Here is a 24,636-nt window from a genome sequence, read left to right on the forward strand (position 1 = left end):
TAATGGTGAACCATTACACACGAAGGGTACTGGCATTTCTGGTAACGGCGTTTGTGTTTTTATTTGTCCTCTCTATGAACTCAGGCAGTCCGGCTTATGCATTAAAGGAGCGGGCGCCCGTACCGCCCGTAGAAAAGCAGTCTTATGCAGGCGTGGTCGATTCCGAGTGGCTGGAAATCTGCCTGGTAGATAATCCTTACTCCGATGCTAATGTAACCAATACAGACTATTACATCATCAAGAGCGACGACGACCCGGTTTTTAAGGACGGTATTAAGCCGGTCCTGGTTCATTACCGGTATTTCCCCGAAGAAGCTCCGTTTAACTCGACTTTAGCAGGTGATTTCGGCAGCATCCAAGTCTCGTACAGGGCTTATCTTAAGCTGCCTTCTTCCGTAAAATTCAAAGAAGGGTTGAATTACACCGTTACAATCAATCCTGCGGTTGCTAAGGTAAATGAGCAGAATACCTTTGCGTTCAAATTCGACCTTGAACAGCCCAATCTTGTGATCCATTCCAATCAGGTCGGATACCCTTCGGAAGGGCCCAAAATTGCGTATTTGTCTCACTGGACGGGACAGGGGAGTGTAGAGTTCGGGGCCTACAAGAACTTTTATATTATGGATAAAAATACTGGGAAAAAGGTGTTTACAGGTACTGTTACACCACCCAATCCTTTTGTACTTGACAAGTGGACATACAGTTATATTTATAAGCTGGACTTCAGCAGTTTTAAGGCAGAAGGGGAATATTACCTTTATATCCCGGGAGTGGGCGTGTCCTATCCATTTAAAATCGAAACGTCGATTTATAAGGATAAAATCGGGTATACGATCACGCGCGCTTTATTTATGCAGCGCGACGGAGATCACGGACTTGACGATCCGCGTAACTTTACCCATTGGAAACGGCCGGCCACCCATACGGATGACGCCATTGATCAGGCTTTGTTCCGTGATAATGGCGGAACGAAAGAAGCCGCCGAGGCTGCAAAGGTTGACCTGGCCGGAGGCCATATGGACGCAGGGGATCGCGGGAAGTATCCTTATAATTCCGGTTATGTCGGCATTGATATGCTGATGGGCGCCAAATACTTTCCGGATCAGGTAGAGGCGCTCGGCGAGTCACTGGAAATCCCAGAATCGTTTAACGGAAAGCCCGATTACCTGGATGAGCTTGTATATGAGCTCGACTGGCTGACTAAAGCGGTAATGAACACCTCCACCAACGGGGCGCTTGCCGGTTATCTTAGACCGCAGACGCCTACCGATCCGGATAAAGGTACTTATGAAACCGGGCTGGATTTGAAAGGTGCTTCCCAACGCATGTTCTATAACAGAACGCAGGGGCCGTATGCCTCGGAAACCTTGTTTGCTGCGGGAGTACTGGCCCAGGCTTATAATACGCCGCTCATGCAGAAGTATTATTCAGAGCCGGGGCCAAATGGAGGCAAGAGCAAAGTAAGTAAGTACCTGGATGCCGCCGTTAAGGCTTACAAAGGCTTCAAGGTGTATGAGAATTCGACGAATCCGCTGTGGAATAAATCTTACTACGATTTAAGCGGTACAGGGGATAAACCGGGAGTGAAGCATTTATGGTCTAATGAAATGCTGCTAACGGCCAGTGCCTTACTCGCAGCGATGGGAGACCAAGACTCTTTGGACGGGATTACCAAGGATGAGTTGGTGACCCGGATCGAGCAGGAAATGCCGCTTAACCGAACCGATTATAATTCATTCAAGCAGTATTTCTGGGTATTGGACCGGGCATGGCTGGGCGTATTTGTCTCTATGTATGAGAACCCGAATCTGAATGAAGGCCTAAGGAACTGGGCCAAGGGAGGGATTCTTAATTATGCAGTTTCGGAACTGAGTTTCTCGGATCCGTTTGGCGCATCCGCACAGGACAAAGGATATAAGAATCAGATCGGCTGGAGATTTACAAGCTCGACTCTGATGCCTGTCCTTGTCGGATACGGCGTGACCAAAGAGCAGAAATATCTGGACCGGATTCAAAAAACGTGGGATTACACACTGGGAAGCAATGCAGTCAGCAGATCGTTTATTACGGGACTTGGCGATCCGCAAAGAGCGCCAAGATGGTTTGTCCATGAGATGAACCTGTATCAATGGACCAAGTATAAAGAAGGGAAAGGTGAGGGCTGGTCCGAACCTCCGCCGGGAATTCCGAATTCCGATATCCAAAGCGCCCCTTATCCTTCCTGGTACGACGACAAGGAGAATACGATCGCGAAAACGAAGGTCTTCCCGGAATATCAAGAGGATTATGCCGTCATGTACCGTTATACCGATTCTTGGAATACGACAAATGAGTATTCGGTTAATATCCTATCGGCAAATGCGGCTTCCATTCTGCCGCTAATCCCCGTAGAGACCGTAACACTTAACGTGTATTCCGCTGAGGGAGAGGTAGTTCCTGCCGGAGGCACCTACAACAAGGGGACCAAGCTTACCCTTAACGCAAAGGGACACCTTGGGCACCAATTTAAGGCATGGAAAGATAAAGACGGCAATGTGATCGGCGAAGAGAGCGAAATTACCATCACCTTGGATATGGATACGACCTTAACCGCAGAATACGAGCCGGTTAATTCCTATACCGTCACGGTGAATGCTGTACACGGTAAAGTAACGCAGGAGAATCCGCTCGGACAATACAATGCCGGAGAGAAGATCACCCTTAGCGCAGAAGCGGAATACGGCTATGAATTTGTTGGCTGGGATGACCTGGAGAATAGCGGTCCGTCGTCGAGGGATATTATCGTGGACCGTGACCTTAATCTGACCGCACGATTCAAGGAGCTTTCCAAGCATAGCCTGAAGGTTGATGCACTTGACGGCGGTATTATGAAGGTCAATCCGCTCAAGTCGTCCTATTACAAAGGCGATGAAGTGATTCTCACTGCTGTGGATCATTTCGGGTACAAATTCAGCAAATGGGACAAAGATTTTGAATCGACTCTAAATCCTGCCTCGGTAATCATAGACAGGGACAAAGAAATAACGGCCAATTTCGAAGAAGTACCGGTCTATACGCTTAACGCAGCAGCGATAGAAGGTGGTACGGTTACGCAGGCGGCCAAGCAGCCTGCCAACGCATCCGGTAACCGGTATGAAGCAGGGTCAGTAGTAACACTGACTGCAACAACCAAACCCGGGTATTTGTTTACAGGCTGGAGCGGGGACGTTGCCAATGAAAAAATACATGAGATTCCGCTGACAGTTACGGTTAATGCAGACACCACGATTACCGCGAATTTCAAGCCGGCCAACACGCTGATGAGCGTCGACGTAACACCCGGAGCGGTGCCGGGTAAGACCGTGGTAACCAATGCGGTGTACACCCTTACCAGCAGTGGAAACGCATTTAGTTTGGCGCCTGACAGCTTCAGATATCTGCTGCGCCCGGGTCTGAAGGACAACACGGTGTTCACCGCGACCCTGAATTCCTTGACCGGCAGCAATCCGGAAGCGGCCGCGGCCGGTATCCAGATCCGTAGAGACTTGACGCATAATTCCCAATATGCTGCGATCATGGTGAGAAACGGAAAAATCCTCATGCAGGTCCGTAGGGGCGGCACCGGCAGAGATTTGGTAGACTTAGGCGTAGTAGGCGACAAGCCTGTACACCTTAGAATTGAAAGAACTATATACCGGGACATTACGCTATCGTGGTCTACGGATGGGGTGGAATGGAAGAGCGCTAAGCTCCAAACACTATGGGATTGGGTTAAGCCGGAAATGGAGTTGACCATCGGGTTGTTTGTTTCCGCCGGAGCGGGAGACAACACGGCTACAGCAACTTTCAGCAATGTCAGCTGGCCCAATATGTACACTTTGACTGTGGAATCCGATGGGCTGGGTGATGCGGGAGTAGAGTCAGGTTTGTATGTGGCTAATTCAAACGTGAAACTTCACGCCATTGCGCGGGATCAGGATAAATATACCTTTACACACTGGTCCGGTGATCTCACAGGCAAAAGAAATCCTGTCAATCTGAGCATGACCGGAGATAAGACAATCAAAGCCAACTTCGGGCCGATGCCGGCTGCTTGTGAATTGAAGGTGTCAGCGGTCACGGGAGGAAAGATCCTGCTGGATCCTCCGTTACCCAAAGGAGGTACTTATGCTCCCAATACCAAAGTGAAGGTTACAGCCCTTCCGGACCTGGGATACCGGTTTATTCATTGGGAAGGAGATCTGGTAGGAACAGAGGCTGACACCTACCTGGTTATGAACGGACACAAGGAAATATCGGCCAAATTCGTTTCCTACAAAAGCTCGGATATCGCTACCGAATATACCGGAGCCACCACGGACGACGAAACCGGCCTCACCATGACTGCGTCGGGACAAAACATCTGGGCGGGAAGCGACAGCTTCAGATATACCTACGTGGATCATCTCACCGGAGAAGCGGATATTGTTGCGCAAATCACAGAGTTTAACGGGACGACCGATAACGCGCGGGCAGGCATTATGATCCGGCAGGGGATTTCCGCAGGGAGCGGCTACCAGGGCATTTTTATTAACAAGGACCGGAAAATTATCAGCCAGTACCGCATCGGTGCACAAACTGTGCGGCCGTATGTTTCCGAACCTGTCAGCGGGCCGATCTGGCTGAAGGTGGAGAAACGGGGGACAACGCTCCGGACATACTCCTCTGCTGATGGCCAGACCTGGACCCTGAGGGATTCACAAACGCTGGCAGCTTTTGTGGGTCCGTTCACCGCCGGTTTAGCAGTGGCCGCAGGCCAGGACAGCAAATTTGTGACGGCCAAGTTCGGGTCGGTTAAATGGCCTGTAGTTCAGGCTTATCCGTTGCAGACAGAAGCGGTAAACGGAACCATAACGGTCAGTCCGTCGGCTCCTGCCTATCCGGCAGGCACTGTGGTGACGGTGACCTATGCGGCTGCTCCGGGCTATATCTTCACCGGCTGGAGCGGTGACCTTAGCGGCCTCGCCAACCCGGCGACCGTAACGATGGATACCTACAAAACCATTCGAGCGAACTTTAGAAAAGAGACCGACCGCTATACCCTGGTCACAAATTCGGTCTATGGGGTCATCGAAATAGATTCTCCTCAGGAGTCCTACAGCGCGGGAACACAGGTAACCCTGAGCGCTACACCGGCTAAAGGGTATGCCTTCAGCGGCTGGAGCGGCGATTTCAGCGGCACAGCCAACCCGGCTACCGTAATCATGGATGACAATAAGACGATTACAGCAAACTTTATCCGGGTGCTGGTTCCGCAGAAGGATTATTGGAGTGAGGATATCGGTAGTATTACTACCGGTGCCACTATGGCGACGGACGCATCCATTAAGGTGAAAGGATTCGGCTCGAATATATGGGGTCAAGTTGACAGGTTCCGATATGTATATCAGGGGGGAATAGAAGGAGATTCCGCGATTATCGCCAAAATTGACGGTATGACCTTCTCAGGCGCTTCCCCGCATAAGGATATCAAGATTGGTATCATGATCCGCCAAAACACGAGTGCAGGAAGTGCCCATCAGGGCATATTCATCAACGGCCTCAGTGAACTCACAAGCATACACCGCGATTATGCCGGTGGATGGGCCCAGATGAATCAGGCCGATCAGGTAACGGTTACATGGCCGGTTTGGCTGAAGGTTGAGCGAAAAGGGAACGTTGTAAAGACGTACTGGTCCAAAGACGGTGCCGTATGGACTGAAAGAAGCTCGCAAACCTTAAACCTTACCGGCTCCTATACAATGGGGCTGGCGGTATCGGCAGGTGAAGACGGTAAATTCGCCGAAGCTGCCTTTAGCAACGTCATGTGGCCAAAATTACCGGCACCAGACCCCTCGGAAAAAGAATGATGGAGACTTAAGTACTATAAGCCAATAAACAAACGAACACCCCTTAAAGCCGGCGTTGGAACTCCCATGGGAGCTGATGCAGCTTTAAGAGGTGTTTATTTATGTAGCGGTGAACATCATTGTATGAGGAGTTAGGGTGGGATTATGCTTTGATAAAAAAGAATGATCTCGTATAACAACCCTAAGTTGCCGGGTTAAATGCCCCTTGATACTCATTCATTAAATTATCGATAATCTGCTGTACGGACAAAATCTCTTTAATCTCATGAACTCTGGACCCAGCAAAAACCAAACCGTTCTTAACATCTCCTCTAAGGGAAGTGAGCAGGGATTCCATTGTACAGAAGCGATGTGAACAAACCTTTAGACAATCATAGCATTTGACTATCTTTAATTTGGCATCATTACTGATCCGGTCCGTAAATTCATTCCGAATCGCTCTACCTTCCAGACCCACAGTAGACTTGATTAGAACGGTATCTCCTTGCTGAGCATCTACATACTTTTGCTTGAAGGCTAAGGGAGCATCACATTCATGGCTAGCCACAAAACGGGTCCCCATTTGAACACCTGATGCGCCAATCCGAAGGGCTTTTGCGATATCATCCCCTGTCAGAATTCCACCCGCAGCAATAACCGGAATCGAAACCGCCTCTAAGACTTCAGGAAGGATATCAAACATGGATCTGTCTGTACCTAAATGACCTCCTGCTTCGAACCCTTCCACAACGACTGCGGAGGCACCAAGTCTTTCGGAAATTCGGGCTAATTTGGCGGATGAAACAATAGTTACGACAGGGGTACCATATTCTCTACCCCAAGCATAAATATCTCTAGAAATTCCGGCTCCGGAAATAATAAAGTCAACCTTTTCCTCCAAAGCAATCTTCATTTTTTCGGCAAAGTCCTTCACTGCGAATAGTACATTCACACCGATATAACCAACCCCATTAGAGAGTTCTCTTGTTTTGCGAATATGCATTCTCAGCTCTTCAGCAGTGATTCCTGTACCAGAGATGGTGCCGATCCCGCCTGCACTGGCTACAGCAGCGGCTAGTCCGCTTAAGGATATGCCTACACCCATTCCACCTTGAATAACAGGAACTCTCGATTTAATATGTCCGAATTGGATTGTTGGAAGTTTCAATTACACACCTCTTTCGCAAGTTGTTGACATTATTAAAACTCTCTTGAGTAATAAGATAAATCGTAACACAGTTAAGTTTTTTCCGGATGTGACTGTAAACATGCTCAAACTATGTTAAATGTCATGTCTTTCAACTGTTTTCTTTAAGCTTACGCCTGATGGATAAATTGAAAAAATCTGGAACTCCAATTCCGGTACAACGTATGGTTGTTTGTGGAAAAAACGTTTCGTTATTCTTACATAGGGGGGATTGGTTTGTTAAAAGTTTTAAGATATGCTGCAATCTTCGGCGTAGCGCTTGTCCTGGTCTCCTGCTCCAATAATAGCGTCAACCGTGGCAATAAAACGTTACCGCAAGAGAAAGAAGCCATTCATCATGAAGCTGCTTTTGAAGAAGAGCTTGACCAGTATATGTCCGAGAATTTTTCAGGATCTGTGCTTCTTATCAAAAATAACAAGGTTATTATTGCCAAAGGATATAATATGTCAGACTATGCCAATAACTTACCTAACGGACCTGAGACTATTCATCACATTGGTTCACTTACTAAAGCCTTTACTGCTGCAGCGGTCCTGCAGCTTCAAGAGGCCGGAAAGCTCAGCGTTGACGACCCCGTAGATACATACATTAAAGATTACCCTCATCATGAAGTTACACTCCGCCACTTGTTAACCCACACGTCCGGAACACCCGAATACACCCGTTTACCGGGTTTTCTAAATGATCTCAATGTCAAAGTGAGCGTTGACGAACTGATTGCCAAATTTAAAGACCTGCCACTTGAGTTTGAACCGGGCAGCCGGTTTTCTTACAGTAACTCCGGGTATGTGCTGCTGGGAGCTGTAATCGAACGAGTGAGCGGACAATCTTACAGCGATTATTTGAGGGGGCATATTTTTACACCGCTTGGCATGAAAAGATCAGGATATTTAACCAAAGACAGCATTCCTACAGATGTTGCCGTCGGGTACTCCCTTCTTACTCCTGAAGTCTCTGAGATCGCCCAGCCTATTGATATGACCGTTCCTTATTCGGCTGGAGGCATTTACTCCACTGTGGAAGATCTTTATAAATGGCTTATGGGGCTTGAGAACGGGACAATCCTTAGCAGGGCTTCCTGGGAAGCGATGCGCACACCAGAGCTTAATAAATATGCCTTGGGCTGGGCAATTCCCGGACCAATGGGTACGATATACACACATAATGGGGCAATTAATGGTTTCTCCTCGGAGATTTGGCGGGATATGTCTAAGGGAACAGCGGTTATTCTGCTTAGCAATGTAGAGGGAGACCTTGGGCATCTGAGGGATATACTGTTGCGTATGCTTGATACCATGGAGGACGCAGGACGGGAATAGAGGAAGGATTTAATCTCCATAAAGAGGGGCTCGATGCCCCTCTATTTGTGCTTACATGTTCTTCTATTTGTCTTTCCTTTATCATTTTCATATTTACCCCTGAAAAGGTTAACCAAGCCGCTTCCGTCGCAGTGGCGGGTGACACCGTTACCGTCCACGAAGGAAGTCCTTACTTACCTAATGGAAGATTTCCGCAACCCGGAACTCACTTTGGGATTTATTAAAGCTGCGAATTGACGAGGCGATAAAGCTAATGAATGAAACCGAATGGAAAGCATATCAGATTGCGGATAAGGTAGGTAACAAGTTTTTTATTGAACTGAAGATGTATCATTTTACAAATTATTATGTTAGTGAGGAGATGAATGTTTTAGTTTACTGTTTTTATGAACAGCTTCCGTCCCGCTATCCAAGGCGGTCTTGTAATATAAACATTTATGTTCTATAACTTCCATCGTTTTTTTGAGCTCTTCCATCTGCGCTTCTACGGAAGCTTTACGTTCCAGGAACATGTCATATCTTTGCTGCAGGGTGGCGTCTCCTTCAGAGCACCACTCAATGAAATGTTTGATTTCCTTAATCGGCATCCCGGATAACTTCAGGCATTCAATTACTTTTAAAGCGTCCATATCCGATTCTTTGAACACGCGTTTCCCGCTGGAGGTCCTTTCGATAAAAGGAATTAGACCTTCCTTGTCATAGTAACGCAGGGTATGTGGTGTCATGTTAAAGTATTCTGCAACTTCACTTATGGAGTATGTCTTCATCCTGTATCTCCAGTCTTAATGTATTTTTGCTTGACTTAGAGTTAACTTTAAGTAATATCATATGTTTTGTAAAGCTCTATTACTGATTTTAATATGAACTAGAAGAGAGGTTACACTATGATAAAAGTTAATGCACGTGCTACATTCAGCCAGGAAGGTCCGTTCAAGCTAACCACCATTGAGCGCCGGGATCTTCAGCCGCACGATGTTCTTATTGAGATTAAATATGCCGGGATCTGCCACTCGGACATTCATACAGCCCGCGGGGAGTGGGGGCCGGTCAACTATCCGCTCGTTCCAGGACATGAGATCGCCGGGATTGTCAGTCAGGTCGGTTCCGAAGTCACAAAGTATTCCGTTGGTGACCGGGTAGGGGTAGGCTGTATGGTTGACTCCTGCGGAGAGTGCAGTAATTGCCATAAAGGCGAGGAGCAGTATTGCCTGCATGGAAATACGGGTACCTATGGAGCAATCGACCGGTACGGGCACTATACGCAAGGCGGGTATTCCACCCACATCGTAGTAACAGAAGACTTCGTAGTCCGGATCCCGGATTCCATCCCGCTTGACGCCGCTGCACCACTGTTGTGTGCCGGCATCACAACCTATTCACCGCTGCGCCATTGGGGAGCCGCTCCAGGCAAAAAAGTAGCTGTAGTGGGTCTTGGCGGACTTGGACACATGGCTGTGAAGATCGCTCATGCCATGGGGGCTGAGGTTACTGTTCTGTCACAGTCACTGAAGAAGAAAGAAGACGGTTTGCAATTAGGCGCGGACCATTATTATGCGACAAGTGATCAAGAGACATTCAAGCAGCTTGCCGGTTCGTTCGACCTAATCATAAATACGGTAAGCGCGCAGATTAATATCGATGCCTATCTTTCGCTCTTGGCACTGGATGGTACATTAGTCAATGTGGGTGCGCCTGCTGATCCATTGGCAGTTAACGTATTCTCCCTGATCGGTCAACGCCGTTCGTTTGCCGGATCGATGATTGGCGGAATCCGGGAAACGCAGGAGATGCTTGATTTCTGCGCTGAACATAATATTGCATCTGAGATCGAGGTTATCTCTGCCGACCGGATTGATGAAGCCTGGGAACGTGTACTCGCATCCGATGTGCGTTACCGGTTTGTCATCGATATCAGCACGATGGGGAACGAATAAGGAGCGGACACAGCGGGAAATTGCGAAGGATCTGAGGAATAATACTTTTCTTAAAAATAAATTGTAAAAAAAGCGACTTGTCTGCGGACGAGTTGCTTTTTTTTTGGGTCAACCCCTGATTTAACGAAGCTTCGAAAAAAAATTAGGAGAAATTTGATTTCAAAGCCCCTGTTTGATTAAACGCCAGATACGCTCAAACCTCTCCTGGTAGTCCGGGAAATTCCATGATTCTTTAAAAGAGGGGAGACTGAACACTGCAAACGCGGAGAGAATCGCCTCTGCCCGTTCAAAGCGGGGATCGTGATAATCCATGATGCCGTCAATAATCTGGTAGGAATCCCAGAGAACGTCGCGTAATACGAGTGGATTGCTGTCGACGTATTGCGTATTCAAGGCAAACATCTTGGGATTCTCGTTATAGGCGCGTTTTTTGGCATTCGCAAATGCCCAGAGCCAATCGTGGAGTAATTCCTTCGGATTCGCCGAGTTAGTCATATCGATTTGGATTTGTTCTGAAATCATCCGGTTGAACCAGCTCTTTGAGACGGCTGCCCAAAGCTCTTGCTTATTTTTAAAGTGTTTATAGAGCGCAGCGTGGGTGATACTTAATTCATCTGCAATTTGGGAGAGCGTTACTTCGGATTTATCAGTACGCTCCATTAATGCCTCGGCTGTTTCAATAATGAGCTCTTGTGTGATTTTAGCCATTCTGCTGCCAGCCCTTTCTTCTTCAATAAATTCCTTAATCATCATGTATACACCTGCCTGTATTTTAGCATATACAATACTAAGTAACAATTGTTGACTTTTGTAACCAGTGGTATTATGCTTGTTGTGTAAGTTACAAAAGATGATAAATGTTACTTTTATTCAGTGCAAAGGAGGCTCTTATTTATGAAAGCAGCACAGATCACTAAATATTCAAAAAAGTTCAAAGTAGAAGTCAACGATATTCCAATTCCGGAAATAAGTGATAACGAAGTCTTGGTTAAGGTGAAGGCTGCAGCGGTTAATCATTTGGAATTGCTTATCGCAACCGGAAGTGTGAAGCTGATCCAGGATTATAAGTTTCCACTTGTACTCGGTAACGAGCTGACGGGTGTTATTGAGAAGGTAGGTAAGAACGTCCATGAATTTAAAGTGGGTGATGCCATTTATTCACGTCTGCCGCTACACAAGATCGGTGCTTTTGCTGAGTACGCGGCAATTAGTGCAGATGCTATCGGGCACCTACCTGCTAATCTGGACTTTGTGACTGGTGCTGCTGCGCCATTAACAGGATTGACTGCCTATCAAGGATTACACGAAGAATTAGCTGCTAAAGCTGGCGAAAGCGTGTTTATCCCCGGAGGTTCAGGTTCATTTGGCCAAATGGCCATCCCTATCGCCAAAAGCATGGGGCTTAAGGTCATTGTCAGCGGAAACCCGCAAGCACATGAACGGACGATGGCGGCTGGTGCCGACCAATATATTGATTACACGATAGAGAATTACTGGGAACAGCTTCGTGATTTAGATTATGTGATAGATACCCTGGGACCAAGCGAATTTGATCATGAACTTGCAATTATTAAAGCAGGCGGCAGACTTCTTTCTCTGCGTACGGGTCCTAACAAACGTTTTGCCGAAGGTATAGGCTTATCAGGCTGGAAGCTCAAGCTCTTCACCATTGCCGGGGCTAAGTATGATTACAAAGCGAAGAAAAAGAAAATCCAATATCATTTTATTTTTGTACGCAGTGATGGCGACCAGTTGAAAAAAATTACGAAGATCATTGAAGATCACGGGATTGTACCCGCGGTGGACCCGACAGAATTCCACATTGAAGATATTAACGAAGCACTGCATTTTGTTGCAGCAGGTCATCCCAAGGGAAAAGTGATCATCCAGTTTTAAGGGAGGAGATGATGAAGAATGAAATTAGTAAATAGAACGATATTGGTGACAGGCGGGACCTCCGGGATTGGCTTTGCTTTTGCTAAACGTTTTCTCGAAATGGGGAATACCGTCATCATTACGGGGCGTTCACAAGAGCGTATCGACCGGGTAGTACAGAACAATCCAGGACTCCTTGGGATGGCGGCAGATGTTAGTGATCCGAAGAGCGTTGAGGCGCTTGCCAAAGAACTCGCTATACGCTATCCGAAACTGGATATTGTTTTTAATAATGCTGGTATCATGCACGAATATGACTTGTTTGATGAAAGTATCACTTATGAGCACCTTACCGCAGAAATCAACACCAACTTGAATGGCACCATCTATGTCACTAAGGCCTTGTTGCCACTGTTAGCCAAACAACAGGAGGCAATGATTGTTAACGTTAGCTCACTGCTTGCTAATATTACAGTTGCTAACGCACCGGCTTATTCTGCAACGAAGGCTGGCGTCCACATGTTCAGTGATGCATTACGTGAGCAAATCCGTGCCAAAGGAAAGAATATTCATGTGATGGAACTTTGCCCGCCCGTTATTTCTGAAACCAATCTCACAGACACGTATGACGAAGGGTTCATGAATAAGATGATCTCTTTGCCATTAGCGAAGCTTGTTCATGCGGGTATTAAAGGGATGGAAAAAAACAAACTGCGGGTGAACGCTGGTTTTACCAAAGTTATGCGCTTTTCAATGAAGTTCGCACCGGATTTCATCACGCATACCTGGGGGCAAATGATTCTTAAATAATTAATTCTTTACCAAATGTTCTAGTTTCGATATACTAGGGCAAGTTAGATCTAACAATGTAGTTTTTTTTGTTTTAATTAGAATGATCATTCTAAAATTATCTAAATCACAATACTTATATTAAAAGGGAGAGAAAATAGCGATGAAGTACACAGTGATTACAGGAGCAAGCTCAGGTATAGGATATGAGGCCGCACTCGCTTTTGCTGTCCGTGGCAAAAACTTAATTTTGGTAGCCAGAAGAACAGACAAGTTAGAAGAGCTTAAATCAGCCATTCAGGATATTGATCCTAATGTAAATGTTATTATTCGTTCAATCGACCTGTCTGTTACAGAACAGGCTTACACACTGTACAACACTTTGAAGGAATACCAGATTGAGACCTGGATTAACAATGCCGGGCTTGGTGAAGCTTCTTTTGTAGCAGAACAGAATTTAGATAAAGTTGAAACGATGTTACGCGTTAATATCGAATCCTTGACGATCCTATCTACACTGTTTGTGCGGAATTATGCTGATGTAGAAGGCACTCAGTTAATTAACGTATCATCCGCACTCGGATATGCTATTGCTGTTGGAAGTGTAACTTATTCTGCATCTAAATATTATGTTAGTGCCTTCACCGAAGGGCTTGCCAAAGAACTGGAGCTTAAAGGTGCGAAATTAAAAGCAAAAGTGTTAGCACCGGCAATAACTGAAACCGAGTTTGTGAAGAAATCAATAGATGCTGAAGAATTCGATTACAAAGCAAACATGCCTAAGTACCACACGGCCAAACAAATGGCAGGTTTCATGGTAGACCTTTATGATAGCGACGATGTCGTAGGTATTGTTGACCAGAACTATGACTTCAATCTGAGAAGCCACATCTATCCAATCATTTCAGAGTTCTAATCCGAATCAGATTCGCTTAAATTCATTTGCAGAGGAGAATAATAAAATGGACAAATTATGGAGTGAAATAAAAATCGGAAATCTGGAATTGCCGCATCGTTTAGCGATGGCACCCATGACACGGAGCAGAGCTGAAGAAGATGGTACCCCAGGGGAATTAAGTTCCCTTTATTATGCGCAAAGAGCATCTATGGGACTCCTTATTACGGAAGGCGCGCAGCCCTCTGATGATGGTCAAGGGTACCTATGTTCACCCGGGATTTATAACGATCAGCATATAAAAGGCTGGAAAAAGGTTACGGATGCGGTCCATGAAGCAGGTGGATTTATGTACATCCAATTAATGCACGCGGGCCGTATGTCACATCCTGACAATACCCCTCATCATCGTCAACCCGTTGCACCCTCAGCCATTGCTCCCGGTGTTCAAATGTTTACGGCCACGGGAATGCAGGACATACCCGTTCCGCGCGAGTTAAGTAAAGAGGAGATTCAAACGACCATTTCCGATTTCCGGAAAGCTGCAGCAGCAGCTATTGAAGCCGGTGCGGATGGCGTTGAAATTCACGGGGCCAATGGATATCTTATTAATCAATTCATCGGAGAAAATTCGAACACGCGGACGGATGAATATGGTGGATCGATAGAAAATCGTGCCCGCTTCGCGATTGAAGTTACAAAAGCCATCATCGAAGAGATTGGAGCAGAGAGAACAGGCTTCCGTATTTCACCAGGGACATCTCTTGGTGGCATTCAAGACGGGGAACAAGGTCCTGATCTGTATCGTTACCTGACGCGGGAATTAGCTAAATTGAACTTAGCTTACCTTCATATCATGCACCTTGGAAACGAAGATTTGCTCAAGGACATTCGTGCTATATGGACAAATCCATTATTAGTCAACCGGGCTGGACGTGCTCTGGAAGATCTTAGTATCGATCTTGAGCATGGCCTGGCTGATATGGTACCCGTCGGTGTATGGTCATTAGCTAATCCGGATTTAGTAGAACGGCTTAAAACAGGTGCTCCATTGAATCAAGCAGATCCTACAACCTTTTTCGGGATCGGAAGCAAGGGGTATACGGATTATCCTACGCTCAAAGAACTGGAATCTCAGAAGGGGTAAGTATATTGTCTTGAGGTGATTCCATTGGCAAGAACCAAAGGATTTGAAGTAAACGAAGTGCTGGATAAAGCAATACAACTGTTTTGGATGCAAGGTTATGAGAAAACCTCAATGCAGGATTTAGTAGACACCTCAAGGATGCATTTCTCATTATTTTAATGAATGCCTGGTTAGGACTTCGGACAATGGTAAAAACAGCAACGGATCCAGGGAAATTAACCAATATTATTCGTACCATACTGAACACGCTGGATTGACAACAAATAGAACAAGCCTGCCGCAGAAGCCCGGCAGGCTTGTTCTATTTTGAAACGGTATGTCTTATCCCCTTTTCTTTGACAAACTGCTCCAGAACCGTGAAATCTTCGGTAACCCTCTTAAACGGTAAAGTTTCCAATACCTTCTCCCGGTAATCCTTATGGGCTGCGGCGCAGAGACGGGAATCGAGAATGCTGAGAACACCAAGGTCGGTTTCACTGCGGATCAGACGTCCGGTTCCTTGCCTTAACCGAAGCAGCATATCCGGTACAAACACTTCCTGCAAAGGATTCTCTGCCAAAGCTGCCTTATATTCATAGATAGGATCGGCTGGAACAGGGAAGGGCAGACGGAAAATAATGACCTGCGACAGGTCGGAACCTTCGATATTCACTCCTTCCCAGAAGACACCGGTACTTAGGAGGACACCTTTACTGCCCCGGAATTCAGCGATCACCCCATCCTGGGAAGACCCCTCTTTTTGTGCATGGAGTGCCCATGTGAACTTATCCGTACCCGAAAGCAGCTTCTTATGAATGTACTTCATATCCTCCTTCGCTGAAAAAAGGACCAGTGTTCTTCCTTGTGTCAGATTACAGAGTCTAACCATTTCTTTGTAGGCTGCCTCAAGATATATTTCCCGTTTATCATGGCGGTAATAGGGAATGTTGCCCGAGATGTACATCATAGCATGGCTGCTGTAATCAAAGGGGGAAGGCTGGCGGTCCATATAATCACCCGAAAACCCAAGGGATTGCGTCAAATAAGCGTATTGCTCCTCCAGCGTTTCTCCGCCCTGACACATGGTTGCTGACGTTAGGATAACAGAGGTCTTGCTATTAAATAACGTATACTTTAAAAACTGGCTTATATCTTTTGGACAGATACTGACCGTAGCTTCACGCAGGGTATTGCTTGCCCACAGGAGATAGTTATCCTCCACTCCGGCCAGGACATTAATGAGGGCTATAAGTCCGTTCATGGCTTCAAAAACATCATCGATTTCCCGCTCATTCCGGGAAGTTAACACCGAGAGGCTAAGAGTAAGGTCTTTCAAATCCTGTAAGACCCGGGCTAACGGTATTCCTGTAATCGGAGACACTTTTATGCGGTCATTATCCTGCTTGGCGGCACGGAGTAAATCAGCGTCTATTTGTTTGAAAATATGTTCCACGCATCTTTTTAGAAATTTGGATTGTGATAACAGGCTTTTATCCCCGGATTGCTTAAAGAGAATCTGCAAAACGTCATCCAGTATACGGCAGGTTCTGCGGAAGGTAAACTCGGCCGTTCTAGCATCCCTAACCTTTGCCTCCAGATTATGAGCCTCATCAATCACGATCAGAGCCGGCCGTTCCGTAATGATGCCCCGGGTGCCTTCCTTTTTCTTAATCAAATCCCGGATGAGCAGGTCCTGATTTACGATAATGAAATCAATATCGCCGATCTTTGCATTAATTTTAGCTCGCATATCATAGAACAAACATGCATTTTTATGATGACAACGTTCAAATTTACAATCATTCACGCACACGTTAGACCATTCGGCATCACTAATTCCGCCCTTGATATCCGCTCTTTCATCAATTTCAAAATTCAAAATACACTGGGCAAGGGTAGATAGGGGGGAGCTTGAATCATCAGGCTTGAACAAGTCCGCTGCCCTGTACCGGCAGGCATACTGCCCCATCCCTTTTCCGACGACGGAGCGAACGGTTGTAAAGCCCAGCCGGCTTCCGATCACTCTCAGGTCTTTATGTATTTGCTCTGACAGCTGAATGGAGGATGTTGCAATAATGACCGGCTGCTGCGACACATGATTAATGAGCAGGCTGGGAATGAGGTACGCAAAGGACTTACCGATCCCAACCCCGGCTTCAATCATGGCGTTACGGCCGTTAATATAAGCGTCAGCTATATCCAGAGACATATTTTGCTGCCCGATTCGCTCTCTAAGACCCATCCTGGGAAATCGGTCATAGATCCGGAAGATAGCATTAACCAAAGAGGGTTCGATGTCCTTTCTGGGTTCCTGCTTCTGTAATTTATAGAGATCACTTAACCAGCTAATATCGATCACCCCTCTTCAAAAATCAATGTTCTTCCATGAAACTAATTTAAATTCAAACAGCGGCGCAGTAAGACTCTTCAAACAAAGTCTCAACTGCCCGCTGATTTTACGCTTCAACAAAATTCAGACAGTACCTCAAAGCAATCCCAGATCTTTCAGTAAAGCATAATCACTTGAACGGGCGCCTTCTTTTGAGTAGTGTGCATCTGCAAACAGGGGTGACAAATGATGGTAACCAGGGTAAACCTCAAGCTCCACCAGGACTCCGTCGAAAATCAGCTGTTTTGCAAATAGAAGGGTTTCATCGATGAATAAATCAATCGTGCCAATATTCATATAAGTTGGCGGTAACCCGGCCAATGACTTTGCCCGGGCAGGCACGTAATATTCACTCACCGCCTCTTGACCGGGCTCATGTCCTAATACGGATTTCCAACCAAAATAATTGCTTTGTCTGGTCCAAACAAACTCACCTGCATACGGGTGTTCCGGAGTAATACTCGTGCGATCATCCAGCATGGGTCTAAGCAGCCTTAAGTGATGGATTTCAAATTCCTTCTGATCACGGATGAAAAGAGCCAGACCGGCAGCTAAACCGGCACCGGCGCTTGAACCCCCGATTGCGACTTTCTGAATATCTATCTCTAATTCCTCTGCATGATCAATACACCATTTTAGGCCTGAATAACAATCCTGCAACTGGCTTGGCTGAACATGCTCTGGCGCTAAACGATAGGATACGGATACACAACAAAAGCCATGGCTTACGGCTAGTAATGCATTTGCTGGACGATCACCCGCGGGGCTTCCCAGAACCATACCGCCTCCGTGAATTGAATAATATAGAGGCATTTTTTCATACTTTAGCTGCCTTGGTTTAATAATTTCTATTCGAATTTCCGGACCGCCAAAATAACTGGGAACAAACCTTTCTTCAAATGTGACCGGAAACATCTGCGTTACATCTATTTGAGGCATCATTTGCGTTTGATTCCGGCGTGATTCCATTAACAGGGATTGGGTTAGATCGGTTGTGGGTATCAAATCAACGGCGCTAATAATCTCCGGATCAATCAAATGCCGGCTTCTACTTTTCGGGTTACTCATAACAGGAATTCTTCCTTTCTTGTTTCCATTGCCTGCAGGCTTATCTAGTTACATTGTAAAGATTAGAATAAGCTTAATAAATGAAAACAATAAGTTAGAATCATTCTCGGCATATAACCGCCCTACGATTTATGAGAATATACAATTTTCTTGATCGTTTCTGTTGCAAGGAAGTATTCCTTGGCCAGCTGATCTATACTTCTGCCATTGCGAAAATCACTTCGGATAGCTGCATTTCGCTGATCGATCATCTTTCTTCCACCACTTAATATTCCCCATTTCTCGTACTCTATTTCCGGCTTAGGGATATACAGGGTTTCACCTTGAATATACTTTTGGATTTCAATAATAAGCTCTTTGGGTAACACCTTTGAAGCATTTCTATATTTCACGCTGCCCGCCCCTTATTTCAGTCTTTAAAATAAGGTGCAAAGCCATCTATTTAGAAAAGCTTAGTTAGCGATAAAGTAAAACGTTTCACCCCACGCAAAGTATCGCCTTTCCTAGTATCAGGCTTTGCATGAGTGGGAAAAGTGCCAGACAATCGTTTGAGATTCTCCAACTGTAAGCACCTCCTTTCATTTTCGATTATAGCAAAATGTTGAGACCCGTATCTCTTTTTAATTCAAATCATCTAAGAATAGATCAATGTTAGGTGCCTATATGTCATGGACTTCGCTCGAGCCGCGTTACTATACTGTAAGTGACTAAACTTAAAAACGATAAGGATGAATTACCATGGTAAAAAAACAAGGATTTAATCCGTATCTGCCCTCTTGGGAATATATCCCCGACGGTGAGCCGCATGTTTTTGAAAATAGAGTGTATGTGTATGGCTCGCATGATCGTTTTAATGGACACGCCTTTTGCCTGAATGACTATGTCTGCTGGTCGGCTCCGGAGGAGAATCTGGCGGACTGGCGTTATGAGGGGGTGATCTACCAGACTACAGATGATCCGCTTAATCCGGAAGGAAGCATGTGTCTGTATGCTCCCGATGTTACCGTTGGACCGGACGGGCGGTATTATCTCTACTATGTTCTTGATAAGGTCCCGGTTGTTTCAGTGGCGGTCTGCGATTCGCCAGGCGGCAGGTATGAGTTCTACGGCTACGTACGGGATGCCGCCGGGGTACGCCTCGGGGAACGGGAAGGCGACGAGCCGCAGTTTGACCCGGGCGTATTGACCGAAGGAGAGAACACCTATCTCTACACCGGATTCTGTGCTTTTGGAGACCTATCCAGACACGGCGCCATGGCAACTGTGCTTGGCCCGGATATGCTCACGATCATCGAGGAGCCTGTGTTTGTTGTACCGAGCCAGTCTTACAGCAAGGGGAGCGGATTCGAAGGCTATGAGTTCTTTGAAGCGCCATCCATCCGTAAAAAGGGAGATACCTACTACCTTATCTATTCCTCAATCTCCATGCATGAGTTGTGCTATGCGACCAGCAAGCATCCGACCCGGGACTTCACCTACCAGGAAGTCATTGTCAGCAATTGCGATCTTCATATCGATACTTATAAACCGGCGGATCAGCCAATGGTTTACGGCGGTAATAACCATGGCAGCATCGCCCAAATTAACGGGGAATGGTACATTTTTTATCATCGCCACACCAATGGAACGGCATTCTGCCGGCAGGGCTGTATCGAGAGGATTGAATTCCGCGGGGACGGCACGATTCCCCAGGTGGAGATTACATCCTGCGGTCCGAATGGAGGACCGCTTGAAGGCCGGGGGGAATATTCGGCATATCTGGCCTGCCATTTGTTTTGCAAAGATCAGGAAATCTACACCGGAGGCTTTGGCCGCATGGGAGCATGGATGGACAGCCGGTTTCCGAAGATTACACAAGACGGCAGGGATGGAGACGAGGAGACCGGCTATATTGCCAATATGACGGATTCAGCTACCGCCGGGTTTAAATATTTTGCATGCGAGGGAATCCGGAAAGTCAAAATTAAGGTGCGCGGATATTGCCAGGGGACCTTTGAAATAAAAACGTCATGGGACGGACCGGCTCACGGACGGATACCGGTAGCCTTTAGTAATGTCTGGGAGGAATACTCCACCGACGTGGCTATTCCGGACGGTGTACAAGCACTGTATTTCACGTATACCGGCCATGGCGGGGCCAGTCTGGCTTCTTTTACTTTGGAATAACCGGAAGCGAAATCTGAATACGCCTTGAAAAGGAAGCAGCACTCGGGGATCCTCTGGTGCTGCTTTCTATTGAAATTTGAAGCATTTAGAAAAGTAGCTGACATGCTGATAGCCTGACTCCAGCGCAGTGTATGAAGAACAAGGAGTGCCTCAGTGTGGCCGGTTGCCCTTCCGGTAGGCGGCGGGAGTCATGCCCGTATATTTTTTGAACGTACGATAAAAATGGGGCATGCTCTCAAAGCCGCAAGACATAGCGATCTGCTCAATGTTGTTGTTGGACTGGAGTAAACCATCCTTGGCCGCGAAAATGCGTTTGGTTGAAATATAATCAGTCGCATTCATACCGAGCCGCTGCTTGAAGACACGGCTGAAATGGGCCGGAGATATGGCCGCCTGTTTCGCCAGCGCGCTAAGCTCCAGCGGCTGGTCAAGATGCTCATTGATAAAGGCGAGCGCTTCACGGAACCAATCCGGAACCAATTCGTTCATGGCCCCAAGCTCGGCAGCCTGCGGCAAGCAGTACCGGTTTAAGTGAAGCAGTGCAAGATGGAGAAGCAGCGCCATGGCATGGCCGCCGTCCGGGTGTCTCTGCTCCCATTCTTCATGGATGGCATCGATATCGCTTTCTACGAGTTGGGCATGTTCAGGAGACAGGGTGAATTTGTACTGCTTGTTCTTCTTGGCTGCGTCAAATAGCTTCAAATAGCCATATGTTTCGCTGAATATGTTGTTATTAACAAGGTAAGGGCTGAAAAAAACGGCGGAGGACATTACCGGATCCTCTTTGTCGGGAAATCCCCGGTGCACCGTATTTCCGGGAACGACGATGACGTCACCCTGGCGCATCTCGTAAAACGTCTGATCGATAAAAAAAGTTCCTTTTCCCCGGTAGACGTAAACGAACTCGTACCAGTGATGCTGATGGTCAGGGAGTTCGCGCTGCGGGCTTTTCGTTTCCTTGTAGTGCAGAAGCAGAGAAAACGGTAACTCCTTGCCGAAATGCTTACGGATCGGTTTCATTGCCCCGCCTCCTCCGTTGAACTCTAGATTCTTACAGTCATCATATCAAAATAAGGTATAAATTTGTTTCCTTAAGCTATTTTTATTCTTTTATCCGATGCTTACAATAAGATGGAATGGAGGTGGGGTGATGCGTATTGACGCTCATCAGCATTATTGGAAGATAGACAGAAACGATTACGGATGGATTACACCCGAAATTCCGGTGCTTTTCCGGGATTATCTGCCCACCGATCTTGAACCGCATTTGCAAAAACATGGAATATGCCGCACGGTTGTGGTACAAGCTGCACCTACGGTAGATGAGACCGAATATATTCTTGGGTTAAGTGAAAAAACAGATTCCATAGCTGGCGTGATCGGTTGGCTGGACCTTGAGAACCCGTCATTCAAAGTGCAATACCGGAGGTTCTGCGAGCACCCGAAATTCACAGGGATTCGCGTGATGATACAGGAGATGGAGGATCCCGGCATTCTTTTATCTACCCACTATGTAGAAGCGCTTTCATACTTTGCGGATGAGGATCTTCCCGTCGACCTGCTTGTTCTGGCGGATCAGCTTCCACAGCTTATAAAGCTGCTGGAACGGGTTCCCGGATTGAGAGGGGTGGTCGACCATTTGGCAAAACCACCGATTGCTTCGGGCAGCTTAGAGCCGTGGAGAAGCCATATGGCGGAAATTGCGCAGCATCCGGGCATTTACTGCAAGCTTTCCGGGATCATGACGGAGGCTGACCCCCAGGGCTGGAAGCAAGAGGATTTCACTGCCTATGTCCATGGAGTGCTGGACCTCTTTGGACCCGAAAGGCTAATGTTCGGCAGCGATTGGCCCGTATGTCTTCAAGCCGCAACGTATGATGAAGTCATAGGCGTATTGCGGCTGGCGTTGCAGGACCGGTTGTCACCGCAAGAGATAGAGCCAATCTTCGGAGTGAATGCGGCGAGGTTTTACAAGTTAAATTCACTATATATTGGAGGTTCAGAGCGATGAAATACAGAAAGCTGGGAAATACGGGATTAGACGTATCCGTGTTAAGTTTCGGGGCATCTTCACTTGGAAGCGTATTTCGGGAGGTTCCGAAGGAAGAGGGAATCCGCACGGTCCATACCGCTATCGACATGGGGATTAATCTCATTGACGTCTCTCCGTATTACGGTTTGATGAAAGCGGAGACAGTCCTGGGAGAGGCGCTGCAGACGGTTCCGCGGGACCGGTACATTATAAGCACGAAGGCCGGACGTTACGGTCAGGATGAATTTGATTTCTCCAAAAAACGGGTAATCCGCAGCGCGGAAGAAAGCATGCGCCGGCTGGGAACGGACTATCTGGATATTTTGCTGCTGCACGACATCGAATTCGGTTCGATGGAGCAGGTAATGGAAGAAGGGATCCCTGCTCTGGAGGAATTGAAGCAATCCGGGAAGATCCGTTTCTTCGGTGTGACTGGCCTGCCCTTGATGATCTTCGAAACGGTATTGTCCCGTATTACTCTGGATGTTATCCTGTCGTACTGCCATTATTCTCTGAACGATACCACGCTGCTTGGCCTCCTTCCTTTACTGGAGCGGCAGGGAACCGGACTGATGAATGCATCGCCTATTTCTATGGGCCTGCTGAGCAGCCGACAGGTGCCTGACTGGCATCCGGCGAGCAGGGACATCCAGGCTGCTTGTAAGCGCGCTGCCGAATATTGCCGGGACAAGGGAGAAGACATTGCGAAGCTGGCGGTCCAGTTCTCCACTCGTAATGAATACATTCCGACAACATTGGTAAGCACGGCGACACCGGCAAATATCCGCAACAATATATTGTGGACGGAAGAGCCGATAGACGAACAATTGCTGGAGGAAGTGCTGGAGATCCTGAAGCCGATCGACGGCGCAACGTGGCCGAGCGGCCGGCCGGAGTGGAATGAAGAACAGGTTCAGATCGGGGAGCGCCTATAATGAAAGGAATTATCTGCGAAGAAATTGGGAAATTCGTATATAGGGAGGAACTGCCGGAGCCCGAACTTCATCCAGGCGAAGCTATTGTAAGGATTCGCCGGATCGGTATATGCGGTACCGATCTGCATGCTTACCGGGGCAACCAGCCTTATTTTACCTATCCGCGTGTGCTTGGACACGAGCTTTCCGGGACAATTGAGCACATTGGCGACAACCCGGAGGGGCTGCGGGCCGGCGACCAGGTCAGTGTCATTCCATATCTTCATTGCGGCAAGTGCCGGGCTTGCCTGAGCGGCAAAACTAATTGCTGTCAGAAAATGAAGGTGTTCGGCGTTCATTTGGACGGCGGAATGAGGGAACGGGTGGCCTTGCCACTAGCAAATCTATTGAATACGGAAGGGCTGTCGCTGGATCAGGCGGCGATGCTGGAGCCACTGGCAATTGGCGCGCACGCTGTCCGTCGCTCGGGTCTTGGCGCTGGCGATCAAGTCCTGGTTATCGGTGCCGGTCCGATCGGCCTAGGAGCGATGGCAATGGCCAAATACGCCGGTGCGAAGGTGATAGGCATGGATGTAAACGACGAACGTTTGGATTTTTGCAGGAAATGGGCACAGGTTGAGTATACGGTAAGCGCACTACGGGAGCCGAAGGATCAGTTGTCCACGCTTACTGACGGCAACTTTCTGCCTTATGTCATCGACTCCACGGGCAACATCTCCTCCATGGAAAGTGCCTTTGGGTTTGTCGGCCATGGAGGAACCTTGACCTATGTTGGCTTGGTGAAAGGCATGATTGCCTTTAGTGATCCCGATTTTCATGCGCGTGAAATGATAGTGCAGGGCAGCAGAAATGCCACTCGGGAGGACTTTGAGCGCGTACTTGATGCCATCAAGGAAGGTTACATTGATGTTGACAGTTACATTACCCACCGCAGTGCGTTTGCAGACATGATCGGCCAGTTCGAGAACTGGCTGAGACCTGAATCGAAGGTAATTAAGGCGTTGGTTGAATTGGACTAATTATCATATCGCTATGTTTATATTATGCCGATTGA

General features: G+C 47.2%; 18 protein-coding genes and 1 pseudogene. 12 read left to right on the forward strand and 7 right to left on the reverse strand.

Translation table 11 applies throughout. From position 1 onward, the window contains the following. The first annotated feature begins 2 nt into the window (after positions 1-2). The gene (locus tag QU597_RS07115) at positions 3-5,867 is read left to right on the forward strand and encodes an InlB B-repeat-containing protein (RefSeq protein ID WP_310831990.1); all 5,865 of its coding nucleotides are present in this window, start codon (positions 3-5) and stop codon (positions 5,865-5,867) included. A 181-nt stretch (positions 5,868-6,048) separates the two neighbouring features. Here the strand turns inward: QU597_RS07115 and QU597_RS07120 are convergent, their stop codons facing one another. Then, the gene (locus tag QU597_RS07120; protein ID WP_310831991.1) at positions 6,049-7,014 is read right to left on the reverse strand and encodes an NAD(P)H-dependent flavin oxidoreductase; all 966 of its coding nucleotides are present in this window, start codon (positions 7,012-7,014) and stop codon (positions 6,049-6,051) included. 213 nt (positions 7,015-7,227) lie between these two features. Here QU597_RS07120 and QU597_RS07125 point away from each other — a divergent pair, with 213 nt between their 5' ends. Then, the gene (locus tag QU597_RS07125) at positions 7,228-8,373 is read left to right on the forward strand and encodes a serine hydrolase domain-containing protein (RefSeq protein WP_310833251.1); all 1,146 of its coding nucleotides are present in this window, start codon (positions 7,228-7,230) and stop codon (positions 8,371-8,373) included. 350 nt (positions 8,374-8,723) lie between these two features. On the opposite strand, the gene QU597_RS07130 is transcribed toward QU597_RS07125, so the two are convergent. Continuing rightward, complete coding sequence (locus QU597_RS07130; RefSeq protein ID WP_310831992.1) at positions 8,724-9,140, reverse strand: MerR family transcriptional regulator; 417 nt, start codon at positions 9,138-9,140, stop codon at positions 8,724-8,726. Positions 9,141-9,257: 117 nt separating this feature from the next. Between QU597_RS07130 and QU597_RS07135 the strand changes: the two genes are divergently transcribed. Further along, positions 9,258-10,307 carry an NAD(P)-dependent alcohol dehydrogenase gene (locus QU597_RS07135; RefSeq protein ID WP_310831993.1) on the forward strand — a complete coding sequence of 350 codons (1,050 nt, stop codon included), beginning with the start codon at positions 9,258-9,260 and terminating at the stop codon, positions 10,305-10,307. 159 nt (positions 10,308-10,466) lie between these two features. On the opposite strand, the gene QU597_RS07140 is transcribed toward QU597_RS07135, so the two are convergent. Further along, complete coding sequence (locus tag QU597_RS07140; RefSeq protein ID WP_310831994.1) at positions 10,467-11,060, reverse strand: TetR/AcrR family transcriptional regulator; 594 nt, start codon at positions 11,058-11,060, stop codon at positions 10,467-10,469. Between the two features lie 141 nt (positions 11,061-11,201). Here QU597_RS07140 and QU597_RS07145 point away from each other — a divergent pair, with 141 nt between their 5' ends. The 5 genes and pseudogenes from QU597_RS07145 to QU597_RS07165 all read left to right on the forward strand — a co-directional run. Continuing rightward, positions 11,202-12,203, forward strand: coding sequence for an NADP-dependent oxidoreductase (locus QU597_RS07145; protein WP_310831995.1), 1,002 nt, complete (start codon positions 11,202-11,204; stop codon positions 12,201-12,203). Positions 12,204-12,221: 18 nt separating this feature from the next. Then, the gene (locus tag QU597_RS07150; protein ID WP_310831996.1) at positions 12,222-12,992 is read left to right on the forward strand and encodes an SDR family oxidoreductase; all 771 of its coding nucleotides are present in this window, start codon (positions 12,222-12,224) and stop codon (positions 12,990-12,992) included. Positions 12,993-13,134: 142 nt separating this feature from the next. Next, positions 13,135-13,887, forward strand: a complete 753-nt coding sequence (locus tag QU597_RS07155; protein ID WP_310831997.1) for an SDR family NAD(P)-dependent oxidoreductase — start codon at positions 13,135-13,137, stop codon at positions 13,885-13,887. A 46-nt stretch (positions 13,888-13,933) separates the two neighbouring features. After that, the gene (locus QU597_RS07160; RefSeq protein ID WP_310831998.1) at positions 13,934-15,013 is read left to right on the forward strand and encodes an alkene reductase; all 1,080 of its coding nucleotides are present in this window, start codon (positions 13,934-13,936) and stop codon (positions 15,011-15,013) included. Between the two features lie 24 nt (positions 15,014-15,037). Then, positions 15,038-15,157: pseudogene (locus QU597_RS07165) on the forward strand (TetR/AcrR family transcriptional regulator); the annotation flags it as partial. Positions 15,158-15,314: 157 nt separating this feature from the next. On the opposite strand, the gene QU597_RS07170 reads toward QU597_RS07165, so the two are convergent. From QU597_RS07170 to QU597_RS07180, 3 genes are all read right to left on the reverse strand, one after another. Further along, positions 15,315-17,201, reverse strand: a complete 1,887-nt coding sequence (locus tag QU597_RS07170; protein ID WP_310831999.1) for an ATP-dependent DNA helicase — start codon at positions 17,199-17,201, stop codon at positions 15,315-15,317. A gap of 276 nt (positions 17,202-17,477) precedes the next feature. Further along, the gene (locus QU597_RS07175) at positions 17,478-18,449 is read right to left on the reverse strand and encodes an alpha/beta hydrolase fold domain-containing protein (RefSeq protein WP_310832000.1); all 972 of its coding nucleotides are present in this window, start codon (positions 18,447-18,449) and stop codon (positions 17,478-17,480) included. Between the two features lie 122 nt (positions 18,450-18,571). Beyond that, complete coding sequence (locus QU597_RS07180; protein ID WP_310832001.1) at positions 18,572-18,841, reverse strand: CD3324 family protein; 270 nt, start codon at positions 18,839-18,841, stop codon at positions 18,572-18,574. Between the two features lie 346 nt (positions 18,842-19,187). On the opposite strand from QU597_RS07180, the gene QU597_RS07185 reads away from it, so the two are divergent. Then, complete coding sequence (locus QU597_RS07185) at positions 19,188-20,615, forward strand: family 43 glycosylhydrolase (protein ID WP_310832002.1); 1,428 nt, start codon at positions 19,188-19,190, stop codon at positions 20,613-20,615. 150 nt (positions 20,616-20,765) lie between these two features. On the opposite strand, the gene QU597_RS07190 is transcribed toward QU597_RS07185, so the two are convergent. Further along, positions 20,766-21,635, reverse strand: a complete 870-nt coding sequence (locus QU597_RS07190; RefSeq protein ID WP_310832003.1) for a helix-turn-helix domain-containing protein — start codon at positions 21,633-21,635, stop codon at positions 20,766-20,768. A 130-nt stretch (positions 21,636-21,765) separates the two neighbouring features. Between QU597_RS07190 and QU597_RS07195 the strand changes: the two genes are divergently transcribed. From QU597_RS07195 to QU597_RS07205, 3 genes are read left to right on the forward strand one after another with little or no spacing between them, the layout of a single operon-like run. Continuing rightward, positions 21,766-22,626 (forward strand): amidohydrolase family protein, encoded by an 861-nt coding sequence (locus QU597_RS07195; protein WP_310832004.1) that lies wholly within the window; start codon positions 21,766-21,768, stop codon positions 22,624-22,626. Next, positions 22,623-23,582, forward strand: a complete 960-nt coding sequence (locus QU597_RS07200) for an aldo/keto reductase (protein WP_310832005.1) — start codon at positions 22,623-22,625, stop codon at positions 23,580-23,582. The genes QU597_RS07195 and QU597_RS07200 overlap by 4 nt, the downstream gene beginning before the upstream one ends. Then, entirely contained in the window at positions 23,582-24,601 is a 1,020-nt protein-coding gene (locus QU597_RS07205; protein WP_310832006.1) for a zinc-binding alcohol dehydrogenase family protein, read from the forward strand. The genes QU597_RS07200 and QU597_RS07205 overlap by 1 nt, the downstream gene beginning before the upstream one ends. The last annotated feature ends 35 nt before the right edge of the window (positions 24,602-24,636 follow it).

This window comes from Paenibacillus pedocola, from assembly GCF_031599675.1.
GTDB lineage: Bacteria > Bacillota > Bacilli > Paenibacillales > Paenibacillaceae > Paenibacillus_AQ > Paenibacillus_AQ pedocola.

What these genes read in the sequence shown, in the direction of transcription:
- QU597_RS07195 (WP_310832004.1), top strand. Translation starts at nt 21,766, where the DNA reads ATGCGTATTGACGCTCATCAGCATTATTGGAAGATAGACAGAAACGAT.
- QU597_RS07145 (WP_310831995.1), top strand. Translation starts at nt 11,202, where the DNA reads ATGAAAGCAGCACAGATCACTAAATATTCAAAAAAGTTCAAAGTAGAA.
- QU597_RS07185 (WP_310832002.1), top strand. Translation starts at nt 19,188, where the DNA reads ATGGTAAAAAAACAAGGATTTAATCCGTATCTGCCCTCTTGGGAATAT.
- QU597_RS07205 (WP_310832006.1), top strand. Translation starts at nt 23,582, where the DNA reads ATGAAAGGAATTATCTGCGAAGAAATTGGGAAATTCGTATATAGGGAG.
- QU597_RS07155 (WP_310831997.1), top strand. Translation starts at nt 13,135, where the DNA reads ATGAAGTACACAGTGATTACAGGAGCAAGCTCAGGTATAGGATATGAG.
- QU597_RS07135 (WP_310831993.1), top strand. Translation starts at nt 9,258, where the DNA reads ATGATAAAAGTTAATGCACGTGCTACATTCAGCCAGGAAGGTCCGTTC.
- QU597_RS07150 (WP_310831996.1), top strand. Translation starts at nt 12,222, where the DNA reads ATGAAATTAGTAAATAGAACGATATTGGTGACAGGCGGGACCTCCGGG.
- QU597_RS07170 (WP_310831999.1), bottom strand. Translation starts at nt 17,201, where the DNA reads ATGTCTCTGGATATAGCTGACGCTTATATTAACGGCCGTAACGCCATG.
- QU597_RS07130 (WP_310831992.1), bottom strand. Translation starts at nt 9,140, where the DNA reads ATGAAGACATACTCCATAAGTGAAGTTGCAGAATACTTTAACATGACA.
- QU597_RS07140 (WP_310831994.1), bottom strand. Translation starts at nt 11,060, where the DNA reads ATGATGATTAAGGAATTTATTGAAGAAGAAAGGGCTGGCAGCAGAATG.
- QU597_RS07115 (WP_310831990.1), top strand. Translation starts at nt 3, where the DNA reads ATGGTGAACCATTACACACGAAGGGTACTGGCATTTCTGGTAACGGCG.
- QU597_RS07175 (WP_310832000.1), bottom strand. Translation starts at nt 18,449, where the DNA reads ATGAGTAACCCGAAAAGTAGAAGCCGGCATTTGATTGATCCGGAGATT.
- QU597_RS07190 (WP_310832003.1), bottom strand. Translation starts at nt 21,635, where the DNA reads ATGAAACCGATCCGTAAGCATTTCGGCAAGGAGTTACCGTTTTCTCTG.
- QU597_RS07200 (WP_310832005.1), top strand. Translation starts at nt 22,623, where the DNA reads ATGAAATACAGAAAGCTGGGAAATACGGGATTAGACGTATCCGTGTTA.
- QU597_RS07160 (WP_310831998.1), top strand. Translation starts at nt 13,934, where the DNA reads ATGGACAAATTATGGAGTGAAATAAAAATCGGAAATCTGGAATTGCCG.